13 protein-coding genes are annotated in these 14,321 nt (G+C 56.2%); 6 read left to right on the top strand and 7 right to left on the bottom strand.

Features of this window, described 5'->3' with window-relative positions:
* Positions 1 to 262 precede the first annotated feature (262 nt).
* The 3 genes from AC6I6N_RS14085 to AC6I6N_RS14075 all read left to right on the top strand — a co-directional run bounded on the left by AC6I6N_RS14085 (position 263) and on the right by AC6I6N_RS14075 (position 2,646).
* Positions 263 to 1,126 carry a tripartite tricarboxylate transporter substrate binding protein gene (locus tag AC6I6N_RS14085; RefSeq protein ID WP_230019577.1) on the top strand — a complete coding sequence of 288 codons (864 nt, stop codon included), beginning with the start codon at positions 263 to 265 and terminating at the stop codon, positions 1,124 to 1,126.
* Positions 1,127 to 1,187: 61 nt separating this feature from the next.
* The gene (locus AC6I6N_RS14080; RefSeq protein ID WP_249460671.1) at positions 1,188 to 2,099 is read left to right on the top strand and encodes an MBL fold metallo-hydrolase; all 912 of its coding nucleotides are present in this window, start codon (positions 1,188 to 1,190) and stop codon (positions 2,097 to 2,099) included.
* Positions 2,100 to 2,178: 79 nt separating this feature from the next.
* Positions 2,179 to 2,646, top strand: coding sequence for a GFA family protein (locus AC6I6N_RS14075; protein WP_108726998.1), 468 nt, complete (start codon positions 2,179 to 2,181; stop codon positions 2,644 to 2,646).
* Between the two features lie 20 nt (positions 2,647 to 2,666).
* On the opposite strand, the gene AC6I6N_RS14070 is transcribed toward AC6I6N_RS14075, so the two are convergent.
* The 7 genes from AC6I6N_RS14070 to AC6I6N_RS14040 all read right to left on the bottom strand — a co-directional run bounded on the left by AC6I6N_RS14070 (position 2,667) and on the right by AC6I6N_RS14040 (position 10,584).
* Positions 2,667 to 3,341 (bottom strand): GntR family transcriptional regulator, encoded by a 675-nt coding sequence (locus AC6I6N_RS14070; protein ID WP_094195127.1) that lies wholly within the window; start codon positions 3,339 to 3,341, stop codon positions 2,667 to 2,669.
* 70 nt (positions 3,342 to 3,411) lie between these two features.
* The gene (locus AC6I6N_RS14065; RefSeq protein WP_497943586.1) at positions 3,412 to 5,181 is read right to left on the bottom strand and encodes a TRAP transporter large permease; all 1,770 of its coding nucleotides are present in this window, start codon (positions 5,179 to 5,181) and stop codon (positions 3,412 to 3,414) included.
* On the bottom strand, positions 5,178 to 5,771 hold the full coding sequence (locus AC6I6N_RS14060; protein ID WP_108727000.1) for a TRAP transporter small permease subunit: 594 nt from the start codon (positions 5,769 to 5,771) through the stop codon (positions 5,178 to 5,180). Before AC6I6N_RS14060 ends, AC6I6N_RS14065 begins: the two co-directional genes overlap by 4 nt.
* A 169-nt stretch (positions 5,772 to 5,940) precedes the next feature.
* Complete coding sequence (locus tag AC6I6N_RS14055) at positions 5,941 to 6,951, bottom strand: PDR/VanB family oxidoreductase (protein WP_497943585.1); 1,011 nt, start codon at positions 6,949 to 6,951, stop codon at positions 5,941 to 5,943.
* Between the two features lie 51 nt (positions 6,952 to 7,002).
* Positions 7,003 to 8,508, bottom strand: coding sequence for a Rieske 2Fe-2S domain-containing protein (locus AC6I6N_RS14050; RefSeq protein WP_321265616.1), 1,506 nt, complete (start codon positions 8,506 to 8,508; stop codon positions 7,003 to 7,005).
* 34 nt (positions 8,509 to 8,542) lie between these two features.
* Positions 8,543 to 9,559 carry a ketol-acid reductoisomerase gene (ilvC, locus tag AC6I6N_RS14045; protein ID WP_497943584.1) on the bottom strand — a complete coding sequence of 339 codons (1,017 nt, stop codon included), beginning with the start codon at positions 9,557 to 9,559 and terminating at the stop codon, positions 8,543 to 8,545.
* Between the two features lie 119 nt (positions 9,560 to 9,678).
* Positions 9,679 to 10,584, bottom strand: coding sequence for a LysR substrate-binding domain-containing protein (locus AC6I6N_RS14040; RefSeq protein WP_108727002.1), 906 nt, complete (start codon positions 10,582 to 10,584; stop codon positions 9,679 to 9,681).
* 169 nt (positions 10,585 to 10,753) lie between these two features.
* Here AC6I6N_RS14040 and AC6I6N_RS14035 point away from each other — a divergent pair, with 169 nt between their 5' ends.
* From AC6I6N_RS14035 to AC6I6N_RS14025, 3 genes are all read left to right on the top strand, one after another.
* A complete protein-coding gene (locus AC6I6N_RS14035; protein WP_108727003.1) occupies positions 10,754 to 11,593 on the top strand; it encodes a class II aldolase/adducin family protein in 840 nt (279 codons plus the stop codon).
* A gap of 74 nt (positions 11,594 to 11,667) precedes the next feature.
* Positions 11,668 to 12,750: a TRAP transporter substrate-binding protein gene (locus AC6I6N_RS14030; protein ID WP_166727044.1), complete on the top strand. Its 1,083-nt coding sequence runs from the start codon at positions 11,668 to 11,670 to the stop codon at positions 12,748 to 12,750.
* Positions 12,751 to 13,142: 392 nt separating this feature from the next.
* Positions 13,143 to 14,300: an ABC transporter substrate-binding protein gene (locus AC6I6N_RS14025; protein WP_497943583.1), complete on the top strand. Its 1,158-nt coding sequence runs from the start codon at positions 13,143 to 13,145 to the stop codon at positions 14,298 to 14,300.
* The last annotated feature ends 21 nt before the right edge of the window (positions 14,301 to 14,321 follow it).

Here is a 14,321-nt window from a genome sequence, read left to right as displayed (position 1 = left end):
TGCCGTGCGAATTTTTCACGGTAACCATGCGGGCCAGAGCTGGCTTGCAACAGGTCTGGCAACGATAAGCAGACATTGACGGTCGAACCACGACCGCATCAATCCATATATGGAGACAACAATGCGTCATCACTCAAGGTTGAACCACTACTCATCCTCGCGCCGCCAACTGCTCGGCCTGCTTGGGACAATCCCTCTCATCGCACACTTACCTGTTTCCTTTGCGAAATCTACCTGGGTCCCTAACAGGCCAGTCAGATTGATGGTTCCTTACACGCCGGGTGGTGGTGCGGACATTGTGGGACGCATTCTTGCCAAGGCCTTGCAAGGGATCTCCAGCCAACCCTGGGTTGTTGAGAACCGTCCTGGCGCAGCAGGCAATATCGCTGCCGATCTCATCTATGCCTCGAAACCCGACGGGCTGACGTATCAAATTACCAATCTTGATACGAGTGTGCTCAACACCTTTCTGTATCCAAGTCGTCGGCAAAAGATCGAAGCCGCTGTTCCGGTGGCCTCCATCGCCCGTATTGGTACGGTACTTATGGTTCGTGCGGGTTTACCCGTTCGTGATCTGGCCCAATTGGCGGCACTTGCCAAAACCCAGAGTCTCACCTATTCCTCATGGGGTATGGGTTGTAGCGCTCACCTGGGCGTATTGCTTTTGGAGCAGGAGATGAAGATCCCTGAAATGGTGCATGTTCCCTATCAAGGAGGCGGCAATGCCATGCAAGCCCTGCTAAAAGGCGAAGTGGATTTATTCCTGGCTCCCATGCCACTGGCTATGGCTCACCGCTCGGGATCGGTCACGGCACTAGGTTACGCCGCAGCGCAGCGCAGCCAACTGTGGCCTGAATTGCCTACCCTTCAAGAGCAAGGCGGGCCTTCTGTTGATCTTGGCAATTGGTTCGCCGTATCCGCCCCCCCAGAGACATCACCGGCCGTGATCGAAGCAGTAAGCGATTTCATCCAAACAGCGTTGGCGGACCCTGCGATGCTCGACTCGTTAAAGGCCCAATCGATGGTGCCGTTTCTGGCCGACAACACCCAATTGGCGCGCTTCATTGCAGATGAGAAAACCCGTTGGGGGCAGGTCATCGCTAACGCAAAGCTCAATCTTGAATAGAGGCCCATGCCTTTACGGATAGCCGTTCGTTACCCACAATAAAGACAGAGAGTTATTTTCTATGATACCGATCGACATAGGAAAGGCCCGTATTGAAAAGGTCATTGAGATCGCCAGTATGGATCTGGCGGGGGACTGGCTCTTTCCCAATATTCAAGCTAAGGATATTGACGCTGAGATTGATTGGCTGGACCCTAGCTGCATCGACAAGGTCAGCCGAAAGCTCAAGCTGAGTTTTCATTCTTTCCTGATTCGTACGCCAAGCCGCAATATTCTTATCGACACATGCAACGGTAACCATAAAGAACGCCCTTCAATGCCTGCATGGCATCGTTTGAACACACGCTATCTGGACAATCTTGGACGCTTAGGTCTGCGGCCCGAAGACATAGACTTGGTCTTGTGTACACATTTGCATGCAGACCACGTCGGTTGGAATACCAGGCTTGACAATGGTCGTTGGGTACCGACTTTCCCGCGTGCTCGTTATCTGATGGGTCGGCAGGAGTTCGATTATTACCACCGCCTCAACCTTGATAATCCGACCGCGCCGATCAATCGTGGCTCCTTTGTCGATAGTGTGTTGCCGATAGTCGAAGCAGGCCGGGCTATTTTCGTGGATGCTGGTGATCAGGTCATGACCGAGTTAGGAACCGATGTGTATGTAGAAAGTGCGCCTGGCCATACTCCCGGAAACTTGCTTGTACATATTTGCCACGGCCATGAACACGCCATTATGTCGGGAGATGTCATCCATCATCCGATCCAGTGCGCACGCCCTCATTTGTCTAATGCCGCTGATTTTAATGAAGCAGCCGCACTGCGTTCCCGACTGAATCTGCTTGAGAGTTGTGCCGATAACTCGAAGATATTGTTGACCGGCCACTTTGCAGGCCCAACAGCGGGTCACGTCGTCTCACATGGCTCTGCATTTCAGTTCAAGTTTCTCACTGCAGACTCCCCGGTTGCATAGCCATCGGTAGAATGGTGTGACTTTTATACAGTTCTGCACTTATTCGAATAATCTGGCTTGCAGTTTAGAGAGGCCTTCCATGATTGAAACCTATCCTGATGCCTGCTCCATTTACAAAGCCGCCTGTCACTGTGGCACGGTCCGTTTTAACGTGCGGCTTTGTGACGGCTTGAGATCCGCGCGTCGCTGCAATTGCTCTTATTGTCGTATGCGTGGGGCGGTAGCTGTGTCGGCGAATCTGGCTGATATTCAGGTCGAGCAAGGCCAGGATGCGCTGACGCTTTATCAATTCAACGCAGGGCAGGCCAGGCATTACTTCTGTTCGCACTGCGGAATCTATACTTTCCATCAACGCCGCTCCAATCCCGAACAATATGGTGTCAATGTGGCGTGCATCGAGGCGATGAGCCCTTTCGACTTTAAGGAGATACCTGTTTACGAAGGTCGCACTCATCCCAAGGATAGAGCAGATGGTGCTTCTGTGATTGCGGGCTGGTTGCGTTATGAAGTTAATTCCGAGGACCGGAAACCAACACCCCCTTTGTAAGAAAAGGGGGGGGGTTGGTTTCAGGCGGGCTGCTCCAGGATTTCCTGTAAGCGGCTTAGCAATTTTTCACTGGCATTGTGCATATGTCGCTCACAGATGGTCAGTGCTTTGGCTTCGTCGCCCGACGCAATGGCCGCAGCCAGCTCCTCGTGTTCGTCCCAGATGGACAGGCGTTGTTCTGCCGATTGCAGTACAGCACCCATGACACGCCGTAGGTGTACCCAATGAACCTGCGCGCTTTCGGCGATCATGGGGTTGCCCGATGCTTCGTAAATTGCTTTGTGAAAGGCCTCGTCGGCTTCGATCATGGCGCGTACGTCGTGGCCGCGAGCCACTTTGCGGCCCAGACGGATCAGGTCCGGATCCAGCACGGCGCCTTGACGTGCCGCCAGCTTGGTTGCCAATGCTTCCAAGGCACCCCGCACTTGGTACAGATGCCCGATATGTTCCAGACTCAGCGGAGCCACCATCACGCCCCGCCCTTCAGCGTCTTGTAGCAGTCCATCTTTTTTCAGCAACTGGATGGCCTGCAAGACGGGTGAGCGTGACACCTTGAGCTGCTCAGCAATGTCTTCCTGAGTGATGCGTGAGCCGGGGGCCAGGGAGCCGTCGCTGATGGCATCGAGCAGGATGCGATAGACCTCGTCAACATAGTGTGGACGGGCCTGCAACTTACCGGAAAGCTTGGCATGCATGGGGTCTGGAACTCCGCTACAAACAAAAAACAAGTTAAGGCCGCAGCCTGGCTGCGGCCCTGGATTGACATCAGGGTGTGGTCCGCATGGAGTGCAAGAGCGCGGCCATGGGATCCTGGTCTGATGTCGCTTGTACTTCGAACGGGTTGCTTAGCGGATCGTCTGCCTGTATCGCTCCTGGGTTGAGCATGGGGGCGGGACGGTTCAGCTGGAGCAGGATTTCGTCTTCGCTCAGGCTGACTGTCTTGTGCAAGCCTCCCGTTACCAGTTGCGGATAGGCGATGACGATGCCTACCACCAGCAATTGTAGTACGACGAAGTAGGCTGAGCCCTTCCAGATTTGCTGGGTACGAACCCTTGAAATAGTTTGCCGGCTAACGGAATCGATATAGTCGGATCGGGGTGCCACGCTGCGCAAATACAACAGGGCAAAACCGAATGGGGGGGTCAGAAAGGAGGTTTGCAGGACCAGGGCGATGACAATCCCGAACCAGATCAGATCAATGCCCAAACTGTTGGCGACAGGCGTCAACAGCGGGACCACAATAAAGGCAATCTCGAAGAAGTCCAGAAACATGCCCAGCACAAAGATGATGGCACTGACGGCAATGACAAAACCCAGTTCGCCACCGGGAATGGCATCAAACAGATGCTCTACCCACACGTGGCCGTCTGCTGCGCTGAACGTGAAGCTAAAGACGGTCGAGCCGATCAGGATGAACATCACAAAAATAGCCAGCTTGGCGGTGTTTTCCAGGGCTTGGCTAAGCAAGGCCCCGTTAAGGCGTTTGCGTATCAAGGCCAGTATCAACGCGCCAATTGCACCCATGGCCCCGCCCTCTGTTGGGGTGGCAATTCCCAGGAAGATGGTGCCCAGCACCAGAAAGATCAGGACGACGGGGGGGATCAGGGCGAATACAAAGCGTTCGGCCAGTTGCGAGAGTAGTCCCCAGCCGGTAACCCGATTCACCGTCGCAAACAGCAGCGCGCTCATGGAGGCGACAAGCAGAGCGGTGATGGCAACTTGATCAGTGGGGGCCTGAGCCGGCTGGGAAAAGACCTGGGCCATGACTTCGTTGTGCAGGCCCGCCCAGGTAAAGCCGATGAAGGCACAAAGCAGGACCAGCATGCCCAGCGACCGTCGTCCGCTTGCGCCAGTGGCTGTGACCTGACTTCTGGCCTGTTCTGGTAAGGCTGGCATCCAGGAAGGACGGATCAAGGCCAGGACGATGATGAAAGTAATATAGATCACCAAAAGCAGGAGGCCAGGTCCGAGTGCGGCTGCGTACATGTCCCCAACGGATCGGCCCAATTGATCAGCCATCACAATCAAGACCAACGAGGGCGGCAGTATCTGTACCAGTGCGCCTGAAGCGGTGATGATGCCCGTGGCCATTTCCGGTTTGTAGCCGTAGCGCAGCATGACGGGCAAGGAAATCAGGCCCATGGAGATCACGACAGCCGATGTGACACCGGTGGAGGCAGCCAGCAAGGCCCCGACCAGGACAACCGAGACGGCCAGACCACCGCGCACCGCCCCGAAGAGCTGACCCATGGTCTCGAGCAGGTCTTCAGCCATGCCCGAACGTTCCAGAATGATGCCCATCAACGTAAAAAAGGGAATGGCCAGCATGGTCTCGTTTTGCATGATCCCGAAGATACGTAAAGGCAGGACCTGAAACAGATTGGTGGGGAACAATTCCAGGGCGATGCCCAAGACTCCGAAGGCCAGACCTGTTGCGGCCAGGCCGAATGCGACGGGAAAGCCGGTTAGCAAGAGCACGACCAGGCTCATGAACATGATGGGGACGAAGTAGTCCGTAATAAAGGAGGTGATCATCGTGAGCCCTCCTGGGCGGTCGATAGCGCTTGGGCAGGCACATGGATAGGCGTGTCCTGGGAGCCCTCTTCGGCAATGCTATCGGGCTCTTTGCCTGTCAGGAACAGGAGTCGTTTGACCAGCTCGGCCAGGCCTTGAAGCAAGAGCAGGCTAAAGCCGGCAGGAATCAGCAGATAGGCAGGCCAGCGCACCAACCCTCCGGCGTTGCCGGACATTTCCCCCGAATGCCAGGCGGTGGTGAAAAATCCCCAGCTCAGGTTGATGACAAACAGACAGAACGGGATCAGGACGACAGCGATCCCGACGATATCGACCAGGTTGCGTCCACGCGCGCCCAGGCGGGTGGAGATGAAGTCGATTCGAACATGGCTGTTGTGCAGAAATGCGTACCCTCCTCCCAAGAGAAAGACAGCCGCATACAGGTACCACTGAGCTTCCAGCATGCCGTTGGAGCTCAGGTCAAAGGCCTTGCGGGTGATGGCGTTGCTGGCGCTCAGAATGGTGGTGGCCAGCAATAGCCATTTGATGATGAATCCGATACAGCGGTTCAGGTGGTCTATTCCCCCCACCATGGTTTTCAATGCAGTCATTGTTGTCTCCGCGAATATTGTTGTGTTCGTCGTTGTGCTGCCGGGGAGTGTGTGATGGCGGCCGTGTGCAAGCCGCTCTGTAGCAGGTGCTGTGGTGACTCCTTGGGCCACGAGTGGGCCCGACGTAAATGGGGTGTGCCCTGGCGGGAGGCAGGGTCCGGAGATGGGCTTACAGGTCCAGAACCAGGACGCCCGAGCGTGCGCGTGAAACGCAGGCGGTCAGGCAATGGCTTTGTTCGTCGGCACTGAGGATGTAGTCCTGGTGGTCAACATCCCCTTGCAGGTAGTTGACGCGGCAGGTGCCGCACAGGCCCGATACACAGGAGGTGGCAATTGGCACACCGGCTTGTGTCAAGGCATCGCTTAGGGTTTGATCGGGTGCAACCTCAATGCACTGGCCGGTACTGGCAATTTGTGCCATGAAGGCACCGGGAGGCAGGGTATGGGCACTGGGGGCGGGTTCAGGTGCCTTGAAGTGTTCGCAATGCACGGAACCGGCAGGCCAGTGCGAGCTGGCCTGGGCACAGGCCTGCATAAAGCCGGCTGGACCGCAGTAATACACGTGGGTGCCTTCAACTGCATTGGCTAGCAAGTTCTGCAGATTCAGACCTTGTGCGGGGTTGCCCTTGTCCAGGTGCAGATGCAGGCGGCCTTGCTCTTGCCACTGAGTCAGTTCGGAACCAAAGGCGGCCGTGTCGTGGCTGCGAGTGCAGTAGTGCAATTCAAAGGGCTGGCCTTGTGACTCCAGAAAGTGGGCCATCGCCTTGATGGGCGTGATACCGATACCCCCGGCCAACAGAATGGAGTGGCGTGCGTTCGAGTCCAGTCGAAAGTGATTGCGGGGCGTGCTGACGGTCACCTGCTGCTGGACCTGCAAGGTGTCGTGCAAGCTGCGTGAACCGCCTCGTCCGTTGGCATCGCGCAGGACTGCAATAACGTAGCGATGACGCTCATGGGGCGAGTTGCACAGGGAGTATTGGCGGATCAGGCCGGGCTGAATATGTACGTCTATATGGGCACCGGCCTCGAAGGCGGGCAACTCGCCACCCTGAGGACAACTGAGTTCATAAGAATTGATGCCTTGCGCTTCGTAGCGGATTTGCCGGATCCGCAGTGACAACAGCCCGTCCGGATTGGTAGCCGCCTGGACGGGAGTGGCGGGTTCTGCAATGGCGTTCATGGCGCTCTCCGTATGGGGCACCCGCCCCGTTGGAGCGGGTGCCGCAGGCGATCAGGACTCAGCAGCAACAGCGCTGAGCGATTGTTGAAGTTCCTGCATGCTTTGTTTGACGAAAGCCTCGCGTTCCGAGCCTTTCAGATTGTCGGCCGAGGTCAGGATGCGCACAATTTCGCGGGTGGCATGACGACGGCGTGCGACTTCCTGGGCGAGATCGTCGGACTCGGGGATGGCCAGAACATTGCCCGAGCAATAACTGTTGGGGGCGCCACCACAATCTTTCAGCCACTGGGCAAAGCCTTCAGGGGTCGCCGCAGGGTTGGAGCCACGCAAGGCATCGCGCAACATCTTGCGAAACATGTACAGCCCAGCGTCGAACTTGGTCGGGTTCTCCAGGGCATGGACGGCAATCGGGCGTTGGCTGATGATGGCCTCGTAATCGCCGGGTGCCTGCTGGCATTCCTTGTAGTTGTGACGGGCACGGTGGTCGGACGGGATGGGTGGCAGATCGTCCAGCTTGTATTGTCCAAAGCGTTCGGGACGGCGCATGGCAACCTGCCCTTCCAGAAAGTCGATGGTCTCGTAGCCCACCATCTCCTTGTTGCCCACTGCGCGTGTATCAATGCCAGGGCCCATGACGCGCCAGCCAATCATCTTGCTGTTCTGGTCGTCAACGGGAACGGTCCAGCGCACGATGTGAAAGCGGCTGAAAAACTTTTGCTGGGCACCGTCCTCAGAAGTGTAGGCATGCAGGCTCAAATTAGGCAGGACCTGGTGCTGAACACGGATAAACAGATTGTCCTTGCTGGCACGACGCGCACCCGCGCAGGCCAGGCTGCGGCCATTATGTACAGGGATGAACTGCATGTCGGGCGCCACTTCCATGGAGGCCGCGCCTACTTCGTCAAAGGTGGTGCCCTGGTAGTTGCCGCCTACTACGTTCTTGGCAGCGTGCAAGGCAGTGGGGTGGAAGTTGTCAGCAGCATTGTCTTGCACTTGCAGCCAGTTGCAGTGCTGGAAGTTGCTGAACGCCACCAGCTCATCACCGGGCATGACGGTGAAGTTTTCCTCCCATTCGGGGAAAGGAGGTTCGGCATCGGGCGGGCCCATGTAGGCAAAAATCAGGCCATGGCGCTCGAAGGCCTTGTAAGCTCCCTGGCGGATGGAGCAGGCGTATTTTTCGCCCTCGGCCTCTTCGCCTTTGGGGTAAGGGACATGCAGACAGGTTCCGTCTACGTCGAACACCATGCCGTGATAGCAGCACATAATGCCCTTTTCCTGGATGGCACCGTACTCCAGGGAGGCGCCACGGTGGGCGCAATGGGCGTGCAGCAGGCCGATCTGACCGCTTTTGTCGCGGAAGGCGACCAGCTCTTCACCCATGATTTTCAGAAAACGTGGGGTATCGGTCAGTTCCGCTGCCATGCACACGGGATGCCAGAAGCGGCGCATGTACTCGCCCATGGGCGTGCCAGGGCCGACTTCGGTCAACTCAGGGTCGTGATCAGGAATGCGGTTGGTGTAATAGCCGCCGTAGGGAATCAGTTTCTTTTCGGTCATGTCGTCCTCGTGTACAGATCAATGGTGGAAAGGGTCAGGCTACGTTTCGGTCGACCAGCGCCTGGGCGCTGATCCAGGGCATCATGGCGCGCAGTTGCTCGCCGACGATTTCAAGACGGTGGCGCTGGTTCAGACGTCGATGGGCATTCAAAGAGGGTTGGCCGGCGCGGCTTTCCAGGATGAAATTCTTGGCATAGGTGCCGTCCTGGATGTCGTGCAGCAAGGCTTTCATGGCCTGGCGAGTGTCTTCGGTCACGATGCGCGGACCGGCCTGGTATTCGCCAAACTCGGCATTGTTGGAGATGCTGTAGTTCAGGTTGGCGATGCCACCCTCGTACAACAGGTCCACAATCAGCTTGAGTTCATGCAGGCATTCGAAATAGGCCATTTCTTCGGCATAGCCCGCCTCGACCAAGGTTTCAAAGCCACACTTGACCAGATCCACCATGCCGCCACAGAGCACGGCCTGCTCGCCAAATAAATCCGTTTCGGTTTCTTCACGAAAATCGGTTTCGATGACGCCAGAGCGCCCGCCGCCATTGGCAATGGCGTAGGACAAGGCCAAATCACGAGCCTGGCCGCAGCGGTCGGCATGAATGGCAATCAGGTGGGGGACCCCGCCGCCTTGCACATAGGTGGAGCGCACCGTGTGGCCGGGTGCCTTGGGGGCGACCATGATGATGTCCAGGTCGTCGCGGGGTTGGATCTGGCCGTAATGGATGTTGAAACCGTGGGCAAAGCCCAGCGCAGCACCGGTGCGAATATGAGGGGCGACGTCCTGCTCATAGACGCGGGCAATATCCTCGTCAGGCAGCAACATCATCACGATGTCGGCTTGTTGAACGGCAGACGGGATATCGGCCACAGCCAGACCGGCAGTGGTGGCCTTTTGACGTGATGCACTGTTGGGGCGCAAGCCCACGACCACTTTCACGCCAGAATCGCGCAGATTCAATGCATGTGCATGACCTTGGGAGCCGTAGCCGATGATGGCAACCCGGCGTTGCTGCACCAGGGCCAGATCGCCGTCCTTGTCATAAAACACCTTCATACTGCCTCCTTTTGATAAATTCTGTGTTCTGTATACAGAGTTCAGTATTGTGGGGCAATATTCGAGGTGTCAAGGAAAAATTGGCAGGTCGGGGGAAATCCCTAGGGCAGCAATATTGCTTAGCGCATCGGGGTCAGGCTGGCCTCGCGCAGCAGCCATTCACGCAAGTGTTCCACGCGTTTGAGCGTGTCACGGTGATTGCGGTAGTAGAGAAAATGCATCTCGCGTTGCAGGCTGCGACCATTGGGGGCGGGCAAGATAATCAGTTCCCGATTATCCAGTTCGCGTTCGGCAAAACGCGGTGTTTCCAGGCAGACGCCCAACCGGTCCACCGCGGCAGCGACTGCCATGGCACCGCGATCAAAGGACAGGCGTGGGCCGGGTGAGGCGGCCAGGCCATTGCTGCCAAACCAGTCGGCCCAGCTAACCGGGCTGACGGTGGAATCGATCAAGGGCAAATGCAGGTACCAGGGCTGGTGCAACGCCAGATCGGCATAGAGTTTGGGCGAGCATAAAGGCAACAAGGGTTCAGGATGCAGTGACTCCACCACCAACCGGGGATCGTGGCTGGGGGCGTGTCCGTAGCTGATCACGCAGTCAATGTCGGTGGACTGGTGCAGATCGGGCGGTGTGGCGTCCGTGCGCAGATGGATGGCCAAACCAGGATGCTCCCGCATGAAGGCATGCAGACGTGGCCCCAGCCATTTCACCGCCAGGCTAGGGGCGCAATGCACGGTCAAGGCGGGCGTGTCCCCGTTCTCGTCCTGTGTGTCCTCGCAAAGCCGGGCCAGTTTGTCCAGCAAGGGGGTCAATTCCCGATAGAACTCCTGGCCCTGGCTGTTCAGGCTGACACGCCGATTATGTCGCACGAACAGGCTGCGCCCCAGATGAGTTTCCAGGCTCTTGACCTGATGGCTGATCGCGGAAGGAGTCAGGTGCAGCTCATCGGCGGCCAGGCTGAAATTTTCTAGCCGGGCAGCGGATTCAAAGGCTCGTAGCCAGGCGAAATTAGGGATGGCTCGCATGAAGGTGCCTTAAAAAGGTGAATATTTTTAATCAATAGCTGAAAAAGCTTCGTTTGTCATTCATGGTTTTCGACCTCTACCATGGTTTTACGTTTCACCCGTACGTTGCGCTCGATGGGCTGGCGTGCGGGCAACGCAACACCTTGCCGAACCCGAAGGAGACCTTCCCATGAACGCTAAACCCGATATCAATGAAATTTTGGCCATGACGGGCCGAAAGTCGATTTATCAGCCCGAGCAGCAGGGCCTGATCTACCCGGAAGAACCCCAGTTTGATTCTTTTGAAGAGGCACGCACGCATTTGAAGCAGCGCCTGGTGGCTGCCTGCCGTGCCTTCGCCCTGCATGGTCTGGACTATGGTTTTGCAGGCCATCTGACCATCCGTGACCCCGAGCACCCCAGCTTGTACTGGACCAATCCGATGGCCGTGCACTTTGCTGACGTGAAGGTTTCGAACCTGATCCTGGCTGACCATGAAGGCAAGGTTGTGGAAGGAGACTACGCCCTGAACCGTGCTGGTTTTGTGCTCCATGCCGCTGTGCATGAGGCTCATCCTGACATTGTGGCGATGTGTCATGCGCATACCGTCTACGGCACCGCTTTTGCCTCGCTGGGCCAGGAAATCCTGCCCATTACGCAGGATGCCGCCGCCTTTTTTGAAGATCATGTCGTCATTCGTGAAGAAGCGGGTCAGGTTGCCGTGGAAACCAAAGCCGGCCACAAAGTGGCTAATGCTTTTGAGGGCGTTAAAGCGGCCATTCACCAGAACCATGGCTTGCTGACCGCCAGCCGTCACAGCATTGAAGCGGCCGCGTTCTGGTTTATTGCGTTGGAGCGTTGCTGCCAGCAGCAATTGATGATTGCCGCAACGGGCATCACACCCACATTGGTGACCCCCGAACGCGCTCGCTACAGTCGCGAGCACGTAGGGAGCGAATACATTGGTTGGCTGCATTTTCAGCCTATCTGGGAAAACCTGTTGCGCACCCAACCCGATATGTTTGATTGACCCGTCCCGCAGGCAGCTTGATCCGTTGGGGGCAAGCTGCTGGCTTTGCATAAATAAAACGAGGAGACACAAGCGTGGAACGACGAGCAATGCTGAAACTGACCGGCTTGGCCGGCATTGTGGCCAGTGGCATGGCCCCTGCGGTGGTCAAGGCACAAGAGAATTTGCGCTGGCGACTGGCATCAAGCTTTCCCAAGCACCTGGATACGATTTATGGCGGCGGGGAAGTCTTTGCGCAGAAAGTGCGTGAGCTAAGCGATGGCAAGTTCAATATCTCCGTGCATGCGGGTGGGGAGTTGATGCCGGCCATGGGTGTGGTCGATGCGCTGGAACAAAACTCGGTGGAAGCGGCCCACACGGCGCCCTACTATTTCTTTGGCAAGAATGAAGCGTTTGCCTTGAGCTGTGCCATTCCCTTTGGCATGAACTCTCGCCAACTGACGGCCTGGATGTACCACGGCAATGGCTTGAAGCTGACGCGCGACTTTTATGCCAACTACAACATCGTCAACTTTCCCTGTGGCAACAGCGGCGTGCAGATGGGGGGCTGGTTTCGCAAGCAGATCAATACCCCGGAGGATATCCGGGGCCTGAAGATTCGCATTGGGGGTTTGCCGGGCAAAGTTATCGAGAAGCTGGGTGGCATTCCACAAAATATCGCTGGTGGTGAGGTATACCAGGCTCTGGAAAAAGGCGTCATTGATGCCGCTGAGTGGGTGGGACCTTATGACGATCTGCGTCTGGGCTTTCACAAGGTGGCGCCCTATTACTACTATCCAGGCTGGTGGGAAGGTTCAGTAGGGCTGGATCTACTGGTCAACAAGAAAGCGTATGACGGTTTGTCGCAGCACTACAAAGATATTGTCTCGGCAGCCAGCACGTATGCGCATCTGGATATGCAGGCGAAATACGATGCCCGTAATCCGGGAGCCTTGAAGGAGCTGGTTGGTATGGGAGCCAAAGTGCTGCCGTTTTCTAAAGAAGTGTTGGATGTTTCATTTAAGGCTAGTCAGGAACTGTATGCGGAGTTGAACGAAAGCAATCCGCAATGGCGCACCATCTATGCCGATTATCGTGCTTTTCAAAAAGATGAATTGCTTTGGTTTCGCTTTGCTGAGGCAAGGTTTGACCAGTACATGCAGTCCGTGTCTCTATAAATGACAGGCAGCAGTAGTAGGACTAACGGCCGCTTTCTGTGATGGAAAGCGGTTTTTTTTGTCCGCCGTAGCCGTTCCAAGGCTTGGTGCCCCCGGCAAAAAACGCCCCTGTGGGGGTTTTTTTTTGTCCGCTGGCAGGCGGCGTGGATGCGGAAGATTGCTTGGGTAGTTAGGTAAGCCATTACTTTTTTATATGAATGTATAACATAAAGTCCGCACAATTAAAAAGACATATTTTGTCGGTATTTTCCCTAGAATTTAGGCGTAAACTCCCATGAATACTGGTTTTAAGATCATTATCTAACCATGTTCATATAGACAAGAATGGCCGCACTATCATGTTGTTCGAGTTAAATAATAATTATGTCCGGTCAATTAATAGAGATAAACCCATGAAAAACAGGATTCGGGGTGTACTGGCAGCAGCAGGGATGGTGGCCGCGCTGGGCGCCCAGGCTGAAACGCTCAAGCTGGGTGTAGTGGGCGGTATGACAGGTCCAGGGGCGCCCTGGGGTCTAGCCATTGATGGTGGCGTGAAAATCGCCGTGGATGAAATCAATCAGGCCGGTGGTCTGGACGTGGGCGACAAGAAATACAAGGTCCAAGTGCTGACCTACGATGACCATTACAAAGCAGCCGATGCGGTCACGGCGACCCACCGCCTGATCGATCAGGACGAGGTGAAATACATCATCGGGCCGATTGGCTCGGCCTCGGTCATGGCCATGAAGCCTCTTACCGAACGCAACAAGATCATCATGCTGTCCAACAGCTACTCGACCGAAGTGCTGGATGCCAATACACAGTACATGTTTCGCGTTTTGCCCACCCAGTATGAATACAACCGCCAGTTGATTGGCTGGTTGAAACAGGAACGCCCGGAACTCAAGCGTCTGGCGATCTTGTCGCCCAACGATGCGACCGGCTGGAGCACACAAAAGATCCAGACCGCTGCCTATAAGGACGCCGGTTATGACGTGGCCGAGGCCAAGTTCTTTGAGCGTTCGCAAAACGACTTTCGCACCTTGCTCACCAGCATGGTGGCCAAGAATGTGGACTTTATCGAGCTCGATACGGTGCCACCTGGCCCGGCCGGTATTGTGATCCGTCAGGCACGTGAAATGGGGTTCAAGGGCCAGTTCACCAAGTTTGGTGGCAATAACGTGGCCGAAACCGTGAAGTCTGCCGGTGCGAACAATGCGGAAGGGACTTTGGTGTATTTGTCTGCCGATCCGTCCAGCGAGCCCTATCAGAAGTTGAGCCAGGCGTACGCCAAGATCCACAGCAACAGTATGGATGACTTCGTTTTCTACTTTTACGATGCCACCCGCCTGCTGTTCAAGGCCATTAACGAGGCCGGCACGGTGGACGATACCGATGCCGTACGTGCCCGCATTCAAGCGCATAGCAGCTTTGATGGCATTCAAGGCGAGATTGTTTGGGGTGGAAAGGATGTTTATGGCGTGAACCACCAGATTGCGACCCCGGCCTACCTGGGTGTGATCGAAGGTGGCAAGGCCAAGGTCATCAGCAAGTTCGACGTCCCCTAGTGCCCGGTTTTGCTTCAGTAC

The organism is Alcaligenes sp. LTN-3, assembly GCF_059735605.1.
This window is presented reverse-complemented; position numbering and strand designations above follow the sequence as displayed.

Excerpts from the sequence above, each read along its gene's own strand:
- AC6I6N_RS14050 (WP_321265616.1), bottom strand. The coding sequence starts at position 8,508 with ATGACCGAAAAGAAACTGATTCCCTACGGCGGCTATTACACCAACCGC.
- AC6I6N_RS14075 (WP_108726998.1), top strand. The coding sequence starts at position 2,179 with ATGATTGAAACCTATCCTGATGCCTGCTCCATTTACAAAGCCGCCTGT.
- AC6I6N_RS14040 (WP_108727002.1), bottom strand. The coding sequence starts at position 10,584 with ATGCGAGCCATCCCTAATTTCGCCTGGCTACGAGCCTTTGAATCCGCT.
- ilvC (WP_497943584.1), bottom strand. The coding sequence starts at position 9,559 with ATGAAGGTGTTTTATGACAAGGACGGCGATCTGGCCCTGGTGCAGCAA.
- AC6I6N_RS14060 (WP_108727000.1), bottom strand. The coding sequence starts at position 5,771 with ATGACTGCATTGAAAACCATGGTGGGGGGAATAGACCACCTGAACCGC.
- AC6I6N_RS14070 (WP_094195127.1), bottom strand. The coding sequence starts at position 3,341 with ATGCATGCCAAGCTTTCCGGTAAGTTGCAGGCCCGTCCACACTATGTT.
- AC6I6N_RS14085 (WP_230019577.1), top strand. The coding sequence starts at position 263 with ATGGTTCCTTACACGCCGGGTGGTGGTGCGGACATTGTGGGACGCATT.
- AC6I6N_RS14035 (WP_108727003.1), top strand. The coding sequence starts at position 10,754 with ATGAACGCTAAACCCGATATCAATGAAATTTTGGCCATGACGGGCCGA.
- AC6I6N_RS14025 (WP_497943583.1), top strand. The coding sequence starts at position 13,143 with ATGAAAAACAGGATTCGGGGTGTACTGGCAGCAGCAGGGATGGTGGCC.
- AC6I6N_RS14065 (WP_497943586.1), bottom strand. The coding sequence starts at position 5,181 with ATGATCACCTCCTTTATTACGGACTACTTCGTCCCCATCATGTTCATG.
- AC6I6N_RS14055 (WP_497943585.1), bottom strand. The coding sequence starts at position 6,951 with ATGAACGCCATTGCAGAACCCGCCACTCCCGTCCAGGCGGCTACCAAT.
- AC6I6N_RS14080 (WP_249460671.1), top strand. The coding sequence starts at position 1,188 with ATGATACCGATCGACATAGGAAAGGCCCGTATTGAAAAGGTCATTGAG.